The organism is Flavobacterium circumlabens, from assembly GCF_004345565.1.
GTDB lineage: Bacteria > Bacteroidota > Bacteroidia > Flavobacteriales > Flavobacteriaceae > Flavobacterium > Flavobacterium circumlabens.
The window spans coordinates 803,769-823,384 of sequence record NZ_SLWA01000001.1 but is presented as its reverse complement, the minus strand read 5'-3'; the positions used below and the strand labels follow the sequence as shown (position 1 = coordinate 823,384).

Sequence of the window (19,616 nt, the reverse complement as noted above, 5' to 3'; positions counted from 1 at the left end):
CAAAGGTTTAGTTTAAGTGCGGAAAAAATTAGAAGAGCAAAGTTTAAGTATTCCATAAAATTAATACTGTAGTATTTATCCTAAAATCACATATATTTGAGTAATAAATTATTAAACCCAAAAACCTAATCAAATCTATGAAAAACTTAAAATTTATTTTCATGTCATTTATGGCTTTAACAATGCTTTCGTGCTCTGAAGAAACCATGAAGCAAAATGATGAAATTTCACTTACAAAAAACACAGTCAGCACTAAAAAGATAGCAGCAGAAGACTGCAGTACACCTGCCTTAATTGGTCCGGCTGATACTTCTTATAACTGCTTTGGACTTGCTTTTTCTTTAAGTGAAACAGAAGAAAAAAAACCAATGGACAATGCAGAAATATATCAAGCTTATATTGCAACAGGTATATTTAAGGAAGACAACAGTAATAAAGCAACAAAAGTATTATATTGGAATAATTTGACAGATTATCAAACAGGTAATTATACAGCGATTGACCACGCCGCTATAATAACTGATAGCGGAAATACTACTGTCTATTCGAAACAAGGTTTAAATGCTTTATATAAAAATTGCATTGGATATTATTACCTGAATACCACAAAAAGTTACTATCGAACTTATTCTCTAAATGTAGATTTAAATAAACCCGTTACTGCTCCGATAAGAGGAGAGGTTTTTTCAGTTTCACTTCAGCACGATGCTCATTCTTTAGGAGTACAATATAGTTGGGTGTATGATACCGATAATTTACAACTAATCTCAAATGATGGAATCACACTTACATTAAAAGTAAAAGATAATGCAGTAGCAAAAAGCTATAGTATTACATTAAATGCAAAACATCAGGCAGGCGTGGTAATAAATGGTTTATCATTTCCAAAAACAGTGACAAGTTCATACAGTTTTGTGTTGGCTTCAAATACTCCTCCAGCACTTACAGCCAGTTTTACAGGTTCCAGTTATGTAACAAAAGCATCAATGGGATCCTGGTCTGCAACAGTTTCCGGAGGAACGACTCCTTATCAGCAATACAGCTGGTGGATTAAGCGTCATGAAGATCCAGTTTCGTCTTACATTCAGATTGGTACTGGAAATCCATTGTACTTATTTACCAGAACATCTGTAAAATCAACTTATTACGACTTGTATTTCAGAGTTATCGATGCAAACAATCAGTCCTATTCAACAACTCCACAAATAATTCAGTCTACCGGAGTATTAGAGTTATTCGATATGTAAATTTTGAATCTAAAGCCTGGTATCAACCAGGCTTTTTTTATTCGGATTACAAGCCTTTGCCCCTCTGAACCTCTGCAACTTTGAAACTTACTATTGAACTCTATAATCAAAAAATCGAATTGGTTTTCGGCTCATTGGGTTAAAAACCAAAGGATTTAAAGTTTCTTTTGAAGCGAATTCAATCTTTGGCGTTACTCTTAATTTGGCTCTGAAGTGATCTTTTATTTCCTGTAAGAATTCAGGGCTTTGATTTTTTACGGCAATTTTTATTACAATTTCATCCGTGCCTAAATCATTGGTTGAAATTTCAATAATATGATTTTCGATATTGTCGAAATCACTTAAAACATCGTTCATGGCAGGCGGATAAAGTGTCGTTCCTTTGTATTTAATCATTTGCTTTTTACGTCCGACAACCGGACCAACGCGCAACGTATTTCTTCCGCAGGCACAAGGGCTGTTATGCAATTGTACAATATCGCCTGTTTTAAAACGTAATAAAGGCATGGCTTCAATACCTAAAGTGGTAAAAGTCAATTCACCGATTTCTCCTTCTTTTACAGGAATATTATTTTCGTCCAGGACTTCAACAATGATCAATTCCGGATGATGATGACCGCCAACGCCATGTTCGCATTCCGTAAAGGCAGTGCTCATTTCGGTAGAAGCATAAGTCGAAAACAACTTGATATTCCACTTTTCAGTGATTTTATTGGAAAGGATATTCATCGAAAAATCCTGATTTCTTAGCGATTCTCCAATGCAAATGGCCCCCTTTATACTTGAATTATTATAATCAATTCCGTGTGCTTCGGCATATTCAATTAACTTCAGTAAAAAAGAAGGAACCGTAATTAAATAGGAAGGTTTGTATTTCAAAATCGAGTCCCATTGCAATTCTGGAATTCCGGCACCCACCCGAATTACGCCGACTTTTAATTTTCGCAATCCCAGAAAATAAGCCAGACCAGCCATAAATTTTCGGTCGATTGTAGTCATTAACTGTACGACATCGCCTTCTTCAATTCCGGCACAGGCAAACGAAATGGCTTCATTATACGCCAGTCGGTCTAAGTCCGCATCGGTTAGACCAAAAGTCACAGGATCTCCCAAAGTCCCTGAAGTAGAAGCATAATCAATAATTTTATGTTGCGGAACGCATAAAAAATCATCGTTGTACTGTTGTAAATCTTCTTTTGTTGTTACAGGCAAATGCTGTAAATCTTCCAGGGTTTTTATTTTTGAAAGATCAATATTCTGCCCTGCGAAAAGTCTTTTGTAAAAAGGGGAATTCTGACTGATATACGTTAAAAGTTCCGCTAATTTCTGCTCCTGAAAATTTTTAATCTGTTCTAAAGAATCCTTTTCTATTGATGGAATCATTTTCATTTTCTTTTGAGTTTTTTTAAATATTTTTCAATTGCTTCTTTGTCAGGAACAGTTGTGATTTCTTTGGTTAATGCTTTTTCAAAATTAATCTGAGCCAGCCGGAAGTATTTCTTTTGGTAAAAATACAATCCTGCTTTATAATACACAACCCAATAATCCGGGTTTAAAGATTGGTAATTCCGAATAAAATCAAAAGTAATTTCGGTTTTATTCTTCAGGTAGGAATCTATTTTATGATCTTCAATTCTAAATTTCTGATAGTTTTTGAAAGTGGTAGTTTCCAGAAAAGGATCTTTGGCAATGTTATGGCTTTCTTCTTCAAATGAAATGACATGTTCGTTTTTTCTTTCTTTAAAAACAGAATCTAAATTATAGCAGACAAATTCTCCCATTTGATAAGGATTTGCAGAAACCCAGACTAGTTTTTCTTTCGGTTTAAATATAATTCCGTGATGCGCCATCAATTGATTTAGTGCTTTTTCGTTGCCGTAACCCAAAGCTATATTTTGTAAACCCTCTTTATTTCTTAGAATTTGGGATGCTATTTCGGGATTGATTTTTGGGCTTTCTGCAAAAAGTTCCCGCATTCTGTCAAAGCGATATTTCGAATGACTATTGGCAATTTGCAATTGGTTCCTTTCGTCATTTTTAAAAGCATCGCTCTGAAAATGGTTCGAACAAATTAACTGACTGCTATTTGGAGCATCAAATACATCCATTTTTTCCGGTGATACTTCAATTAAAACCGCTTTGTTGTCCTGAGCGCTTCCTACCATTATAGATTCTGAAACAAATACTTTTCTTTTTTTGGCGATCGCAATTGCTTCCTCAATATTTTGTGCATGCTGTAAAATCTCTCTCGTCAGAATAGAGATGGGTGTTTTTGCCGTCATTGGAATTTTAGATTTCCCTGCATTTATGGTCACGGTCAGTCCTTCATTATTCATTCCGGAAACAGCGCCGATCATACCGGCCCAGGTTACCATCATAAAAGGATGGCCTTCCTTCGGATTTATAAAAGCCACGATTTTATTTTCCGCGAAAGCGTCATTCACATAAAAATCAAAATTACGGCCCAGAATTAAATGACCATCTTCAGATTTGTCACCCCAGGCAGCAAAAGAGGAACAGCCTACCAAAGCCAGATCCTGTAAAGCGTGACCAATATCGTGTGCGGCATGCAAATATAAATTGCGCAGGTATTGCGGGGCTAAGTTGTCAAAATCATGAGAAGCATATTGGGAAACACCGTAAATCTCCGTTTGATATTCATCAGGTACATTCTGGAATAATTTTCTGTTGTACCATTTTAGAAAATTGCGAAGCAGCCTTTGCTGGAATTTTGAAGGTACAAAATCTTCAATTCGGGAGAAAAAAATCTGTTCCTGCTTTTTTAAAAGAGAATCGGAAAGAGCCCCGGTTACAAGCCCAATTTCAAGCGGATTACCTTCAACGTATAATTCCCAAAGGCCTTGTTTGTTTTTTAAAAGTGAATTTTTACCCGAAAGAAATACACTGTCGGAGAATTTTGTAACAATCGGTTTTGCGGCTTCGTAATGCGCGATATCCGGCAGGTGATTTTTTGATTTTGAGATACCACAAGAAACCAATACTCCTAATAAACCAATAAAGATAAGTAGATGGATCCGGTTTTTCATGATACTAATTATTCAGATGCCTGATTGATTTTGTTAATGAGATATTCTTTTCCAATAATTTCAGAGCAGGTTACGACCGCTCCGATGGTAACTCCCAAAACGCCATGCATATTGATACTTTGTCCGGTAAGGTAAAGATTGTCTAATTTGGTTTTGGAGGCAATCAGTGTCTTCATCGGATTATTGGAATCCTTTACGTAACCATACATATTACCTCCGTCGCCACCAATGTAATCCCTGTACGAAAGCGGTGTGGAAGTATGTACGGATCTGATGCAGTCTCTGATTCCGGGGAATTTTATTTCAATTTCATCTAAAAATTTAGCGGCTTTTCGGGACTTAAATTCCTCGTAACTTTCGCCTCTGTCATTTTTATCAGCTGCCGTATTGTAAGTTTCCGTCCACGGCAGGACATCATCAAATTTCATGTAGGTAATAAAAGTCATTCCTTCGGCCCATTCTTCCTCTTTTTTAGAAGCATTCATCGATGCCATATACGCTTTTGGCCAGGTTTTTTCATCATACTCATGAGAGGTCCAGACTTCTGTACTCTTTTTAAAATGATAATAATTATGATTGATGTAGTGGAACGTTTTAGGTTTAAAAACAATATAAAGGCTAAAGGCAGAAATCACACCTTCAAGACTCTGAATGCGACTGTAGAATGATTTCCTGAAATTTTCTTCGCCGACCATTTTTAAGGTCGTTTTCGGTTCAATATTCGAAATAAAATAAGTGCCGGAAACCTCGGTTCCGTCTTTCATTTTTACAGCAGTTACTTTGTTATTTTCAGATGGAAAATGAGTTACTTCTTTGTGTTTGTAAAATTCTCCTCCGTGTTTTTTGAGCTGTTTCAGGAGTTGTTTTGTAATCTGGCTTCCGCCATTGATGCAACGCCAGGAACTTTGAATATAGGAGTTTACAGAAAGAGCATGAACATAAAATGGTGATTTGTCGGCAATTCCGGCATACAAAAAATTAGAGCCGCCAAGAACCGCTCTTAGTTTTTCGTTTTCTGTAAATTCGTCAATAGTTGCTTTGGCATTTAATTCTAAAATAGCATTGTCATATTTACCTTCCCACTCTAAATTGTAAAGGGGAAACGAATCGCAGATGGTTCTTATTTTCCGGCAATACGCTTCCAGATTTGTTTTTTCTTCGGGGAAATAATTTTGCAATTGTTTTACAAAATTATCATACCCCTGCGCGTGGGGATATTCGATTTTATCATCTTCAAAAGAGATCATATCGAAACCATTTTCATCTAATCTTTTTAAATTTAAATGATCGATTATTCCGAGATATTTGAAATATTTATACAGGTTTTGTCCTTCCTTCAATCCTCCGATATAATGAATCCCGGTATCAAAAATGGTTTTGTCCCGTACAAAAGTCTGCAGGTTTCCGCCATATTGATTGTTTTTTTCAAGCACACAAACGCTATAGCCTTCTTTAGCCAGAATTATAGACGACACCAATCCGCCTAAACCGCTACCTACAATTACTACATCGTAATGTTCTTTCATCCTAGTTTTTCTTTAATACAATTAGGGCACCTTCATCCAAAACAGAATGAAAACCAAAGTTAGTCAAAGTGTTTTTTAAACCCGAGCTATCAATTAAAATTACCAATGAAGTAAGGGAAATAATTTTTTCAAGATCAGTTTTATAATTTTCATCGGAAATTAAAATGGCATCATATTGATTTTCGAATGCGGTCTCTCTATTTTCCAGATAAGAAATCTTTCTTTTTGTAACGATATAATTGGTTTTGGCAACGGCTGATTTTTCTTCGTCATGATGAAAAGAATAAATTTTTCGCTGCGGTTCCTGTAAAGTCAATAAGACATCCAGTTGCCCGTAATCATCCGACAAATGTAATATTCTGGCTTTCGCCGAAAGATATTTATTGAGTTTATGATACGTTTCAAAATGAGTTTTCAGATTACTTTTAACACTCTTGATGACTTCAATTTCTTTGTAATCATAACTGTGAATAAGCATTTTTTTCCAGTATTCCGGACCTTCTAATTCGTGACGAAGGCTGCTAAATTGATCCCTGAAAAAAGAACCTATTTGTTTGGTTCTTTCGCCATAATTTTTTCCAAACGAAAGATTTTCGGGCGTGATTCTTTCTAAAATAGAAAGTGTGAGATAACTGTGATGAATGACAAAATCTCCTTTCGGAATAGCTTCTGAAGCACCGTGGATCAGGACAGGGACAATGTCTAAATTAAATTCTTCGGCAAGATAAAAGGCACCTTTATGAAAACGATTAATCTGGTTGCTTTCTGAACGCGTTCCTTCCGGAAAAATCATTAAGGAATATCCTTCGTTTACTTTTTGGCGTAAATGCTCAACGCCTCCTTCGATTCCTTCTGAAACCGGATAAAAACCTGCTTTTCTGACAGTACCACCAAAAATAGGAGAGTTGTACACCCAGTCATTGACCAAAAATATAATCTTCGGACTCAGCATTCCCATAGCCAGAATGTCAATAAAGGACGAATGGTTGGCAATAATAATAGCCGGTTTATCGAAATTTTCGTTACACTTATTAATGATTTTTTTATGTAAAAGCGGACTTGAATACAGGACAGATTTCATAAATTTTGAAATCACATATCGAAATGCTTTCATTTTTGGTTTTTCCCGAACCGGAAGAATCGGCATGATAGTCATGCTGAAAACAGACATTAGAATACCGCCAAGTCCGTAGTAAGCAAAGGATATTATTCCATGAAGTAAGCTTCGCAATTCAAAAGGAGCATTTCCTTTTTTTGAACGGTTTGAGATAAATACTTTGAACAGGATCGGATAGAAAATAAACGTAATAATAAGCGCTGCAAAAACCCCGATTAAAGAAACCGAAGAAATAGACCTCAGGGCAGGATGCTGTGCAAAAATCATGGCACCAATTCCTAAAATAGTGGTAATGACGGCCAGAATAATGGACGTTCTGTAAATGGCAATTTCGTTTTTCCCGTTGGTATATTCTTTCTGAAGTGCGCTTGTCATAAAAATACTGAAATCTACCCCGTGGCCAAAAATAAGCGTACAGACGATCATGCTGAAAATATTCATCTGAATGCCAAAAATGCCCATAATTCCGGCCGTTACAATTCCCGTTAAAGCAATCGGAATACAGCTTACAATAACCAGTTCGATTCTTCTGAAGAAGAAAAACAAAATCAGGATTACGGCAACAAAAGAATAATTGACGAGCGAATTAAAATCAGTTTTTAAAGTGCTGAAAAAAGTTTCATTCATCTGCTGACGGTCAATTACGATCAGATTCTTTTTGGTTTCAGCCGATTTTACAAATGCATCACGTTGTCCGGGACCTACTTTTACTAAAGTGGAAATCGTAAAAAAACCATTTTTTTCTGTGACAAATTCATGCAATTGCAAAGCCTGAACTTTTAGATATTCAGCTGCTGAAATCGGTTTGAAATCTAAATCTAAATGCTCAAAAAAGCGGGAATAAGTCGTTGGTTTGAAACCCAATTTTAAACCTTCCGAAATCAATTGGGATTTTAGAAGCTGTTTTTTATTCAAATCCCAAAAGGAATTCCATTGGTCAATTTTTTGCTGTTGCTCTTTTTGCGAAAGCATGATTCCGCCAACGGAGCTGAAATTTAATATTTTCTGTTGTTGTTTTTCTTTAGACAAATCAGTAAAAAGGCGGCTGTTATTTTGCAGCACTTCTTCCATCGTTTTTCCGTACGAAGCAACATAAATGGTTTTGGAGGTTAAACTGGTACTTTCCTCCAGGTCTTTTTCGGCAGCTTTTATTTCTTTCGGAACAAAATTCAATTGCGACAAATCATTGTTGAAGCCCACATTATTATAAGTAAAACAGCAAACAATCGTGATCAGTACACAAAAACCAATTAGGATTTTATTATTATGGAATGAAAAATGCGCCAGTTTATCGATCACATTTTTCTTGTGGTCGAAATTATTTTCTTTCGGCTTGTACAAATGGGGAACAATCAAAAGGGAGAAAAAAGCAGAAGCCATAACGATAACAGCTGCAAAAATTCCTAAGTCATTCAATGCGTCTGATTTTACAAAAAGCAGGCATAAAAAGGCAACAGCAGTAGTAGAACTACTCATGATGACCGGCATGGTAATGTCTTTGTACAACGTTTTTACATCGCTGTTGTGTTTGTAATGCGTCAGGATATGAATGGAATAATCAATCGTGATTCCCAATAAAATAGAACCGATTCCCAGAGAAATAGCGGAGATTTGTTCTTTTACAAAATATAAAAAAGCGACGGCAAACAAAGCACCAAAAACGGTCGGCAGAAAAATGATTAACGGTATTAATACTTTTCTGTAGAATAAAATCAGAATCAACATCAGCGTAATCATCGCGATTGATGTCGTTAAGATAATATCACTTTTAATTTGATTGGCGTTGGCAACAGCAATCAGAGCGGAACCAAAATAACTGATGGACGTTTTGGTTTTGAATTTCTGATTTAAATTTTCCTGAATCGATTGAAGCCTGGCAGCAAAGAGGGTGTTTTTTTCAGTTTCGCTGGAGGGAAGATTAGACGTAATAAATAGCAGTAATTTCTTTTTGTCTTTGGTCATTACAAAACCATTATCGAGCGTAAAATCATCGCCCACATTGAGCTGTTGTAATTTTTTTAAGGCAATAAAAGAAATTCCCAAAGGATCCTGCAGGATAAAATCTTTGGTTACGAATCCAGACGGTGAAATAATCGATTTGTAATTTCCCTGAACAGTTGCTGCAATACTGTCTTTTTGCAGTTTATCCTGAATAGCGGTGTAATCTTTATTTTCCAGAAACAAAGGCAGATTGCCGTAAACAAAATCAATTGTTTCCTGAATATTTTCTTCGTCTATTTTTCCCTGAATTCCTGTTATATAAGGCTTGCACGATACAGCAACACTGTCTGAAAAAGCAGTGGACATTTCTTTTAAATCTTCCTGAGTTCCGTTTTTATCCAGTTTGAAAATAACGGTAATTTTATCCGCAAAATTGAGTTGTTTCAGCACTTTTGCCGTAACATCAGACTTATCGTTTGTTGGAATAAGCTTGGTAATATCTTCTTCAAATTTTATACGGGAAGCAAAAAAACCAAAAAGGAAAAGCATCGCAACTGCAAACAAAACCGACAGCGATTTTCTTCGATTTACAAATAAATGAATAGCGTAGAAATAATGATGCATGTTTATTTTTTGTTTTTTCTTGAACTAAAAATGGTTAAAAGCAAATAGCTTAAAAGCCCTGTAATCAACGCGGAAACGGTTGCTAAAATAAGACTTCCTACGATATATTGCGTTGCATTTTTCTGAATATCGTCAAGTGTAAGCGAACTGTCTAAAACTAAAGGAGTTTCACTGGACACAAAATAGCTTCCCATTTTCAGGGAACCATAAATAATGAAGGGAATAAAAGGAGGAAAGCTCACATTTGATGACAGGTAGGCAATGACTTTATTAAGCTTAAATAAAGTAGCGAAAAACAAAAGCAAAATGGTCTGGAATCCCCAAAAAGGAGACATTCCAATAAAAATTCCCAGTGCAATTGCGGCTGCTTTTTTGAAATCGGAATCACTGCTTTCTAAAATATCTTCCAGGAAAAATTTCTTAAATCCTTTTTTTTTTGCTCTTCTGAAAAAATCTCTGGGTTTAATGTACAAAAGCGTATTGATAACCAAAACAGTATTCAGAATACTGATTCGGGTAAAATCTTTAAACGGACGAAAATGCGAAACCCTTTCGGCAGGATCGTATAAAATCTGAATCGGAATATTTTTTACGACAATTCCTTTCCAGGCCGAGCGGACGATAACTTCAATTTCAAATTCAAATTTATTGGTATAATATTTTTTCGGAATCAGCTGCAACGGATACAACCGGAAACCCGATTGTGTATCTTCAAGCTTAATTCCGGTTTCAAACCAGAACCAGAAATTCGAAAATTTGTTGCCGAAACTACTTTTCTTAGGCACATTTTCCTGTGTCATGTTTCGGCTTCCGATTAATAAAGAATTCGGCTGATTTTGAATTTCAACAATAAAATTCGGAATATCGGAAGCAAAATGCTGTCCGTCGGAATCGATTGTAATGGCGTATTCAAAATTCATTTCAATTGCTTTTTTGAAACCGTTTCGCAAAGCCATTCCTTTTCCGGAATTTTTGGTGTGATGAATCTGAGTTAACTGCGTATATTGTTTTAGGATTTCACTTGTTTCATCGGTCGATCCATCATTAACTATAATGACATTGGGAGTGAAATCTAAAATAGAATCCAGCACCTTTTTTAAAGTTTTGTGATTATTGTACGTGGGCACAATGACACAAAAATTAATAGTAGGAAGGAGTTCTTGTTGTGGTATTACAGGTTTCATTGCATTTGGTTTCTTCGTCTACTGCACAAATTGCTTCTCTTTTTTAGAGAAACTTTTAGATTGCAGGACAAAGTCTTTTAGATATCCTTTTAAAGCAGCATTTTGCTCGCTGTAATGGTCAGTGATATATTTTCTGTCTTCTTTGATGTTTTTCTTGTAACCTGTAATTCCGGGTACATTTTCCTGAATACTCAGGCGGATCATTCGGATTTCGATATTGTTTGGTTCGTTCGCAATAGTCGATTCCAATAGTTTCGCACCTTCTTTAAAACGTTCCATTTTTTGGCCTAATTTCTTCTCGAATTTAGAATCCAGTAAAATCGAAGCCGCTTTATAAGCCACTAATATTTTTTCATCAGTCGTAGAAATGCCTGAAAGTTTTTCTACAAAATCTTTGGCAGAAGCCTCTGATTTCGGAGCAGTAGTATACATTTTGCGAATGCTTGCCAAATCCGGGGTTCCGGCAAAATTTATCCAGAGCAGTACTGACAGTAGTAATTTCATAATTATATTTTTTTATACACATTGCTTAATTTTAAAGCAACCGTATCGTTAAAATAGGTGGTGTTTTTCACCTTTACCAAATCATCATCTGTAGTTGTTATATCAAGTTCTAAACGCAATTCCGGATTCGTTTCAGGATTTATCAATGCCATGAATTTTACATTGGTCAGTGTCTGAATCATCAAAGTACTTTTAGTAATAGATTCTGTCAGTTCTTTAATAATCTGAATCATGCAAACGCCCGGCATAATTGGGTTTCCAGGAAAATGACCTTTAAAAACATCATGATTGGCATTAACCAATATACGAATATTATATTTGGCATCTCCTGTTTCTTCTTCTGAAAGGACTTTATAGAAGTCTTTTAAAACCATAATTTTATTTTTTTCCGAATGTATAGGCTGCACCTATTTGATAAACCAGATTCGTATTTACCGTAGCCGATCCGTTCACATCATCAAATGCATCTCTTGTTCCTTTTTTGATTCTTGCTTCAAAAGCAATTCCTTTTGGAAGGCTAAATCCAACACCTCCGATAATTCCAAAATCAATATCTTCACCTTTTGAAATCGGTGCAAAAAAATTATTCGACTTATCGTACTTCACTTCATCACCCACCATAAAATCAACAAAAGGACCGGCCAGCAGATATATGTTTTCCGTAAGATTAAATTTATTCATCGTTATAAATGACAAATACTGAAGCGAAATATCCAGACTTCTTTTTTCAGTTATAGTTTGTGATTGGCCATAATAAAATCCTTCAACAGAACCTTTTGATCCTTGTCTCGAATAGGTTATTTCAGGCTGTAAAGTATAAATTTTACCAAGTTTCAGCGCTCCAAAACCACCAATGTAGAAATCTGTTTTGCTTTTTAGATCCAGCTCCGTTTTTCCTATTTTAGAGATAGTAGCTCCAGCCTGAATTCCGGGTCTGAAAGTTACTTGTGCTTTTGTTTTTGTAAAGCTTAAAAAGATAATGGCAAAAAGTAAAAATGTTTTTTTCAAGATATTTATTTTAAAATGGTTTATTTTTTTGCTGCAAAAGAATAAGAAATCCCTAATTGAAAATTCATATTGGTATTATAATCTCCAAATAAATAATAATCATTATGATCATTGTGATAATAATCACTGTCTAATACGTCAAGCAACCCTTTTTTCAATCGCGCTTCAAGGGTTAGATTGGAAGACAACTTATAAGCGATACCAGTAATAAAGGCTACATCGTTATACGTTTTTCTTCTCACTAAATTATCATATAATAAAACATCTAAAGCGGGTCCGAATTGTATTTGAATGCCGGGTCCAAATGTAAATTTATTAATAAGGGCAAACGATAAGTAATCGATTTTTAAATCACGACGTTCGACTCTTTCTGTGCCGCTATTATTGTCAAAATAATTCCGGGTTACATTATTAGAGGCTTGTCTGGAATAGGTGATTTCAGGTTGCAGCGCATAATGTTTTTTTATATTTATTTCTCCAAATCCACCAATATAAAAATCGGGTTTATAATCAGCATGCGTTTCTGAAATAGTAGAAAATGTAAAACCTCCTCTCAAACCGGGTTTAAAAGTAAATTGAGCTTGTGTTTGCTGCAATGCAAAAAAAGCGACTATGGCGATAAATATTTTGTTTGGACTCAAAAACTTTTATTTCGTTTTAAATGTATAGCTAATACCAATCTGGAATACCTGATTTAAGATTACATCATCATAATAATAATCTCCGTTATCATCGTAATCAAGACCGTCATACCCATAAATATCAATTAATCCTTGTTTAAATCTTGCTTCAAAAGTTAATCCGTTTGGTAAGGTGTACCCTAATCCGGCAACTATAGAAAGGTCAAAATCGATCGGGTCAAAACCGTATTCGCCAAAATTATCACTTGTTTTAAAATCAGCTGACGGCCCCGCTAAAATGTGAAAGCCTTTTCCGCCGAAGTAAAATTTAGCAACAGCACCAACCGTAAGATAATCTAATTCGTATTTTGCAGGTACACCAAAATTCGGGTTTTGATCATCAAAATATCTTCCTTCAGAACCTTGTCTTGAATAGGTCAATTCAGGCTGAAGTGTAAAATACTTATTGAATTTTATATCAACTAAACCACCAACATAAAAATCTGATTTTAAACCATTATCATCAATATTCGATAATTTCGAAAGGTTTAAACCTCCGCGAAGTCCCGGGCTGACAGTTACCTGCGCATTTGATGTTACAAGACCTGTAAATAAAACAAATGCAATTAAGGTTAATTTTTTCATTTTGGTTTGATTTAAAGTTTATGATTAGTTTAAATTTTTATTCAGATTTAAAATAATTCAACTCAATTTTCAACTTAATATTTTGATGAATAATCTGAATTTTCTCGGCAAAAATATTGTTTTCTGAACTAAATAGAAGTGTTATTTTTTCTTTTGTTTGAGATGCATGAATCACTTTCTCTAATTTCTGGTCTTTTTTGGATAGAAACAGATAATTATCTCTTTTACCATCAGCCGATTTGTAGATGTTATCTGATTCTTTTTCAAACTGTTCCTGTATTAAATATTCTTTTTTCAGCAATAATCGAAAATCTTCCCTCAAGGTATTAATTAATATTTTTCGGTCTAATTCTGAAACAATCGAATTGACTTTAAAACTCTTTTCCGAAATTTCAAAATCCAGCAATTTGTTACCAAATTCAGTGGTAAAAACGATTCGGTGTACGGTATCATTTATTTTTTTAGCAATGAAAATTCCGCTCATTTCATTTCCGTAAACCGTAATATTGGTTTTATAAACATAATCTGTTTTTGGATTTGAAAAATACGGCGCTTTATAAGACGTTTTGTCTAATTTTTTAGGGGAATAATTTTTTGTGACTGAGCCACAAGAAATCAAAACAATTGCCAGTACGCAATTAATTAGTAAAAAGGGAATCGTCGATTTTTGCATTGATCACTTTATTTTTAAGTACAATTCGGGTATAATCTTCAGAGGATTCCAATAATTTTACCTGAACCACAGTTGCTTCTTCTTTATCGAAAGTCAGTTCAATCTGTTTGATGTATTTTTTCAGCGTTGCATCTTTCGGAATGAATTTGGCCAGATTTTGTCCTTTTGATTTAAAGTATGAAATCGTAAATTCTTTATCATCAAACATATTTCCACTCACGCTGCCCACAATTAATTTATTGATGCGGCCAAAAATTTTACTGTTTCCAACATCAACGGCACTTTTCTTTCCTTCATCATTAATCAGGATTTTCCCGTTCTTAAAAACAATACTATAATTGTATGGCTTTTTGTATTGCCACTGCAGCATGTTTGGTTCCTTAAAAATCATTTTTCCGGAAGTTTCAATATCCTTCGATAAAAAGTCCAAATGTTTGTACTGTACAAAATCGGTAGTCAGTGTTTTGATTTTTTTTGCGGATACATTGACGTCCTGTTTGAAAGCGGCAATTTCTGCATCAGACATTTTTTGTTCCTGGGCAAATAAATTGCCTGAAATAAATAGAATTAGTAGTGCTATTTTAGTTTTCATAATTTTATTAAAATTGTGCTTAAAAACATTTTGCCACAGATTAAAATGATTTACACAGATTATTATTTGAATTAAGCATTTTGATAAAATCTGTTTTATCCGTGTTTTCGCTTTAGCAAATCTGTTTTATCAGCGTTCCGTCTCATACGCTTTAAGATTCAAAAGCTCTTCAGTCGAAATTACTTTATAATTGTTTTGCTGTAAAAATTGCAAAAACCGTTCCAGTACCAAAACAGAGTGTGACGCTGTATCATGCAAAAGTACGATTCCCCCGGGAGAAACACGTTTTATAATGCGATTGAAAATTAAATTCTGGTCTTTTGTGCCGCCATCAAGTGATCTGATATTCCAGCCAATAACGTTATGTCCGGTAATTTTTAGGGCTCTTCGGATGGAGGGCGTGGTTACACCATAAGGAGGACGAAAGAAATTTATTTTTTTGGAAGTAAGCTTTTCCAGCAATAAATCTGTTTTCTGAATTTCTTCGGTAATTCTTTTTGCAGTATAGAAATCAAAAAAAGGCGAGTGGCTGTAGGAATGATTTCCAATTAAATGTCCTTCGGCTATAATCTGTTTTACAATTTCCGAATGCATCTCGATATTTTTCCCAATGCAGAAAAAAGTGGCGGTTGCGTTGTATTTTTTTAAAAGGGCCAGAACCTCCAAAGTATACGAACTGGGTCCGTCATCAAAAGTAAGGGCTATTTTTTTTTCGGTTTCCAAAGGATTATTGCAGAAAGCTTTTACATGATAATCAGAAGAAATTCTGGCAGAACCGATAGCATTAATGCCCAGCCAAAGTAGAACAATGGCAAGAAACCACATCCAGTTCATTGCGGTATACAAGTTCAGAAGAAGCAGTAAAAGCAGTACAAAAATAAAAAATAACGAGATGTTTCTATGCGTTATCATTTTGACAGTAACGTAAAACTATGGTTTTTTCCGCTCAGCTGATTGTATAATAAAATGGTATTGTAAGCTGATTTTTTAACTGAATTTACTTTTACAATTTCCGGAATTTCCTGCAGTTTTATAATTTTTGACGCCATCCATAATCCAAAAGCAGAAGCCGTATCGTATTCGCCGCACAAATGTTTGTAATACAACTGAGGGGTATCTGAAAAAGTATTTTCGGTCAGTCTTTTATAATAAGAATCGAATTTTACATCGCCGTTAAAACCTAAAACGATAGCATCAACAGCTGAAACTTCAACGTTATTAGCTTTTAGAAAAGTAGTTATTTCCGTTTCAATTTCGTTTTCTTCTAAAGTGTTTATAATTTGAACATCCAGAATTTCGGCGTAAGTAGTGTCTTTTTTTTCACTTTCCAAAACAAAAAAACTGGCCCCTTCACCATGAACGGATCCAATTGTTTTTGGAGCTAAAAGCGTAAACGGCTGCTCGCTTTCCTGTTTAACACGTTTTGCCAATTTAAAAAGTTCCATGGTGTAATCACCGTTCTCATCTACACCGCCCACCAAAATCGAATTGGCTTCGTTTTCTTCCAGTTGCATTTTAGCATCCAGAAGGGCAGATTCAAAAGAAACCGCACCATTTACATAGGTAAAATTATACCCTTTACATTGCATCGTCAGCGCAATTTGTGCCCCAACGGTATTATGGGTGGATTGAATAAATGCGGTTGGCGTTAAAAATTCTTCGTTATTGTCCAGGATGTTTTTCAGGAATTTTTCAGAATCCTCAATACAGCCTAATCCTGTTCCGGTAATAATAGCGTCTACATTTTCAGCATGTGCATCTTTCATCGCAAGTGCCGAAGCTACAATTCCGTTTTTCACCCCTTTTGCCATTCTTCTGGCAGCAGCGGGAGCAATAAAATCTTTGTAGACAGGGGAGACAACGCTAAGAATGTTGTCATTTTGATTGTATACGGCGTCTTCTAAAAAAACAGTATCAAATGTTTTTTGAGTCGAAATACAACCTACTCCATTTATATATGTTTTCTTCATTCGCTTTTTGAAAATATAAGGGTGGAACAGTTTCCTCCAAATCCGAAAGAATTAGATAAAACGTGATCTATGTTTTTATTTTTTAAGGAAGTCTGTGGCTGCAAATTAAATTCCTCCATCGGAGTTTCGAAATTCATATTCGGATAAACCACATTATTCTGAATGGCCAAAACACTGTAAACCGCTTCAATTGCTGCTGCTGCTGCCAATGTGTGTCCGGTAAAAGGTTTTGTTGAACTAAAATCAGGTACTTTTTCATCTCCGTAAATACGAAGTATCGCTCTTCCTTCGGATAAATCGTTATTGGGAGTTGCCGTTCCGTGTACGTTGATGTAATCTATTTCAGAAGGTTGCAATCCGGAAACTTCAAAAGCTTTTTTCATCGCTAAATATGCACCGTCTCCATTTTCTGAAGAAGCAGTCTGATGAAAAGCATCGTTAGCATTTCCGTAACCGGAAACTCTGGCGAGTACTTTTTTGTTTTGTTTTTTTACAATTTCATCCGATTCCAAAACCAGATATGCTGCCGCTTCTCCTAGATTTAAGCCTTTACGGTTGTTGTCAAAAGGTTTGTTGTAATCGTCAGATAAAATCATTAAGGTCTTAAATCCGTTGATGGTAAATTTTGCCAAAGCATCGGCTCCGCCCACAATAACGCGATCCAGTTTTCCGCTTTTAATCAGTCGCGCGCCCAGCATAATGGAATTTGCTGCCGAGGAACAAGCGGTACTGATTGTGGTTACCATTCCTTTTAAACCTAACTCTGAAGCGATTTTATCGGCAACATCACCGCCATCATGGCAACTGATATATTTTACAAGTTCCGGTTTTTCGAAATAATCATAATAATATTTTTCCGTCATGTCCATTCCGCCCACACTTGTAGCCGAAATGAGTCCGGTTCTGAATTCGTTTATGGCTGTAATTCCGGCATTTTCAACAGCCTGTTTTGCTGCAAAAGTGGCAATCATAGCTGTTCTCGAGAAATTATTATTCGCAGGAAGATGCAATTCGGCAATCAGTTCCGAATTGGTTTTTTTGATTTCCCCTACCTTATTAATATCAGCATGAATAGTCGAAATATTCTGGACACGGGTAATGGCACGATTTTCATTTAATAATGAATCGAAATTTTCCTCAACGGAATTTCCAATCGAAGAGATAATTCCCATTCCCGTTATTGCAACACCTTTCATTATTAGACTTCTTAGATTGTTAGAATTTTAGACTTCTTAGATTGTTGTATTACATAGATTTTCAGACTTTTTTATCTAAGAAGTCTAAAAATCCAAGCAATTCTAAGTGAGTCTTATTTTGTTCTGTTAGCGCTAATGTAAGCCGCCATAGATTCGATCGATTGGAAAATAGTTTTCCCTTCTTTCGGGTCTACCAGTTTAATTCCGTAATCCTTATCTAAAATCACGATTAACTCAAGAGCATCAATCGAGTCCAAACCTAAACCATCTCCAAATAAAGCGTCATTATCTGCAATATCTTCAACAGCGATATCTTCAAGGTTTAAAGTGGTAATGATTTTATTTTTTAATTCCAGTTTTAATGCTTCCATGATTATTGATTATATAATGTATTGATAGTTTCGTTTGTATATTTTGTGCTTTCTTCTTTACTGATAGTGCAAAGAAACGCTTTGTAATCGTCATTAAAAAATTCTACCCATCCACAAAGAACCAGGTCTGCTTTATTCGTATTCAGAAGAATATTGGAATAATTAGACATAAATTCAGTGTTAAAGGCATCAAATATAAAGAAAGAATTTTCACTTTTCAGCTGATGGCGGATACTTATTTCGCCCAGACAAATATTTGGCAGCGTATAAACGAAAACCGCCGGACTCGGAAAGTAGTTTTCCTGGTCGGAAATAGATTCCTGATATTTTACATCGGTATCTAAACTGGAGGATTTATTGGCCAGAACCAGCGCAATATTATTTTCTTGTTCCCCCGAAGTCATGGGGCTCAAAAGCAATTCAGCTCCAAGAAAAGCCAGTTTACTCAAAGCATCCATTTTGAAAAACTTCGGGTATTGCACGTCAAAATTACGATAGGCTTGTTTCGAGAAATCCGCAAAATCGGTGGGTTCGATTTTGAATACCGAAGTTCCGTTCAAAACAATTTCGTTGTTTTGGATTTTGATATAGGATTGTATGTTGTTTTTTTGAGTCATTGTTTTTGTTTAACACTAATTCCACAAATTTACACGGGATTGTTTTGGGTTGAAATTACACTAATTAATCTGTGAAAATTACTTCCTTTTTTAAGAAACCCAGGTTTGCTCAACATTTGTAATATGCCAGTTTCCTGCTTTATTTTTAATTGTAATTATAAATCCTCTTCCGCATTTTCCACCTCCGCAAGAAGCACTTGCAGTTATAGTTCCGGAAGTTTTGGTTTTATTAAAATGAATATTAGAAATTTCAATTGTGCCAGCAGGCATTTTACTATTTTTATTATTTATATCCCAATATATCTCTTTAGGATATTTAGAAACATATTGAAAATCAAATTTTTCATTATTTTTAAAAGGTGTTAAATCAAATTTGTTATTTCTAATTTTATTGTTAACTACAAAATCATATACACCTATTATAATTTTATTTTTATCATTTTTAATACTGTCTTGTTCTATCTGATATCTTTTTAGTTTATCATGATATCCAATTGTATCTATTATGTTTTTTCTAAAATCTACTATTTTTGGACTTGGAGGTGGAAACATAATTCTTCGATCCATATAGATTGAATCTACAATTTCGATAAAGACACTATTCATTACGCCTTTTTCAAAATCAGATTCAGACACTTCTTTCTTTTTGCATCCGAAAGATGAAAGAAGAACAAGAATTATAAATATGAATTTTGATACTTTCATTTTTATTATCAATAATTAATCTGTGAAAA

19 protein-coding genes are annotated in these 19,616 nt (G+C 35.0%); 1 reads left to right on the top strand and 18 read right to left on the bottom strand.

Annotated elements, in window-relative coordinates; all coding sequences use genetic code 11:
• The first annotated feature begins 137 nt into the window (after positions 1 to 137).
• Positions 138 to 1,247 carry a hypothetical protein gene (locus EV142_RS03485; protein ID WP_132032744.1) on the top strand — a complete coding sequence of 370 codons (1,110 nt, stop codon included), beginning with the start codon at positions 138 to 140 and terminating at the stop codon, positions 1,245 to 1,247.
• Positions 1,248 to 1,337: 90 nt separating this feature from the next.
• Here EV142_RS03485 and EV142_RS03480 read toward each other — a convergent pair whose 3' ends face one another.
• The 18 genes from EV142_RS03480 to EV142_RS03395 all read right to left on the bottom strand — a co-directional run bounded on the left by EV142_RS03480 (position 1,338) and on the right by EV142_RS03395 (position 19,587).
• Entirely contained in the window at positions 1,338 to 2,630 is a 1,293-nt protein-coding gene (locus EV142_RS03480) for a phenylacetate--CoA ligase family protein (protein ID WP_132032742.1), read from the bottom strand.
• 2 nt (positions 2,631 to 2,632) lie between these two features.
• Positions 2,633 to 4,294 (bottom strand): C45 family autoproteolytic acyltransferase/hydolase, encoded by a 1,662-nt coding sequence (locus EV142_RS03475; RefSeq protein WP_132032740.1) that lies wholly within the window; start codon positions 4,292 to 4,294, stop codon positions 2,633 to 2,635.
• 8 nt (positions 4,295 to 4,302) lie between these two features.
• Positions 4,303 to 5,820: a phytoene desaturase family protein gene (locus EV142_RS03470; protein WP_132032738.1), complete on the bottom strand. Its 1,518-nt coding sequence runs from the start codon at positions 5,818 to 5,820 to the stop codon at positions 4,303 to 4,305.
• Between the two features lies 1 nt (position 5,821).
• Positions 5,822 to 9,502: a 1-acyl-sn-glycerol-3-phosphate acyltransferase gene (locus EV142_RS03465; RefSeq protein WP_132032736.1), complete on the bottom strand. Its 3,681-nt coding sequence runs from the start codon at positions 9,500 to 9,502 to the stop codon at positions 5,822 to 5,824.
• A gap of 2 nt (positions 9,503 to 9,504) precedes the next feature.
• The gene (locus tag EV142_RS03460) at positions 9,505 to 10,686 is read right to left on the bottom strand and encodes a DUF2062 domain-containing protein (RefSeq protein WP_132032734.1); all 1,182 of its coding nucleotides are present in this window, start codon (positions 10,684 to 10,686) and stop codon (positions 9,505 to 9,507) included.
• Between the two features lie 18 nt (positions 10,687 to 10,704).
• The gene (locus EV142_RS03455) at positions 10,705 to 11,190 is read right to left on the bottom strand and encodes a hypothetical protein (protein WP_132032732.1); all 486 of its coding nucleotides are present in this window, start codon (positions 11,188 to 11,190) and stop codon (positions 10,705 to 10,707) included.
• 2 nt (positions 11,191 to 11,192) lie between these two features.
• Positions 11,193 to 11,564 (bottom strand): hotdog family protein, encoded by a 372-nt coding sequence (locus EV142_RS03450; protein ID WP_132032730.1) that lies wholly within the window; start codon positions 11,562 to 11,564, stop codon positions 11,193 to 11,195.
• A 4-nt stretch (positions 11,565 to 11,568) separates the two neighbouring features.
• Positions 11,569 to 12,198: an outer membrane beta-barrel protein gene (locus EV142_RS03445; protein WP_158286289.1), complete on the bottom strand. Its 630-nt coding sequence runs from the start codon at positions 12,196 to 12,198 to the stop codon at positions 11,569 to 11,571.
• Between the two features lie 20 nt (positions 12,199 to 12,218).
• Positions 12,219 to 12,839 carry an outer membrane beta-barrel protein gene (locus tag EV142_RS03440; RefSeq protein ID WP_132032726.1) on the bottom strand — a complete coding sequence of 207 codons (621 nt, stop codon included), beginning with the start codon at positions 12,837 to 12,839 and terminating at the stop codon, positions 12,219 to 12,221.
• A gap of 6 nt (positions 12,840 to 12,845) precedes the next feature.
• A complete protein-coding gene (locus EV142_RS03435; protein WP_132032724.1) occupies positions 12,846 to 13,463 on the bottom strand; it encodes a porin family protein in 618 nt (205 codons plus the stop codon).
• Between the two features lie 37 nt (positions 13,464 to 13,500).
• A complete protein-coding gene (locus EV142_RS03430; RefSeq protein ID WP_132032722.1) occupies positions 13,501 to 14,136 on the bottom strand; it encodes a hypothetical protein in 636 nt (211 codons plus the stop codon).
• Entirely contained in the window at positions 14,102 to 14,728 is a 627-nt protein-coding gene (locus EV142_RS03425; protein WP_132032720.1) for a LolA family protein, read from the bottom strand. Before EV142_RS03425 ends, EV142_RS03430 begins: the two co-directional genes overlap by 35 nt.
• A gap of 129 nt (positions 14,729 to 14,857) precedes the next feature.
• Complete coding sequence (locus EV142_RS03420) at positions 14,858 to 15,640, bottom strand: polysaccharide deacetylase family protein (RefSeq protein ID WP_132032718.1); 783 nt, start codon at positions 15,638 to 15,640, stop codon at positions 14,858 to 14,860.
• Positions 15,637 to 16,698: a beta-ketoacyl synthase N-terminal-like domain-containing protein gene (locus tag EV142_RS03415; RefSeq protein ID WP_132032716.1), complete on the bottom strand. Its 1,062-nt coding sequence runs from the start codon at positions 16,696 to 16,698 to the stop codon at positions 15,637 to 15,639. Before EV142_RS03415 ends, EV142_RS03420 begins: the two co-directional genes overlap by 4 nt.
• Positions 16,695 to 17,894 carry a beta-ketoacyl-[acyl-carrier-protein] synthase family protein gene (locus tag EV142_RS03410; RefSeq protein ID WP_132032714.1) on the bottom strand — a complete coding sequence of 400 codons (1,200 nt, stop codon included), beginning with the start codon at positions 17,892 to 17,894 and terminating at the stop codon, positions 16,695 to 16,697. The genes EV142_RS03415 and EV142_RS03410 overlap by 4 nt, the downstream gene beginning before the upstream one ends.
• A 113-nt stretch (positions 17,895 to 18,007) precedes the next feature.
• Positions 18,008 to 18,265, bottom strand: coding sequence for a phosphopantetheine-binding protein (locus EV142_RS03405; protein WP_132032712.1), 258 nt, complete (start codon positions 18,263 to 18,265; stop codon positions 18,008 to 18,010).
• 2 nt (positions 18,266 to 18,267) lie between these two features.
• The gene (locus EV142_RS03400) at positions 18,268 to 18,882 is read right to left on the bottom strand and encodes a beta-ketoacyl-[acyl-carrier-protein] synthase family protein (RefSeq protein WP_132032710.1); all 615 of its coding nucleotides are present in this window, start codon (positions 18,880 to 18,882) and stop codon (positions 18,268 to 18,270) included.
• Between the two features lie 90 nt (positions 18,883 to 18,972).
• Positions 18,973 to 19,587, bottom strand: coding sequence for a hypothetical protein (locus EV142_RS03395; RefSeq protein ID WP_132032708.1), 615 nt, complete (start codon positions 19,585 to 19,587; stop codon positions 18,973 to 18,975).
• Positions 19,588 to 19,616: the final 29 nt, after the last annotated feature.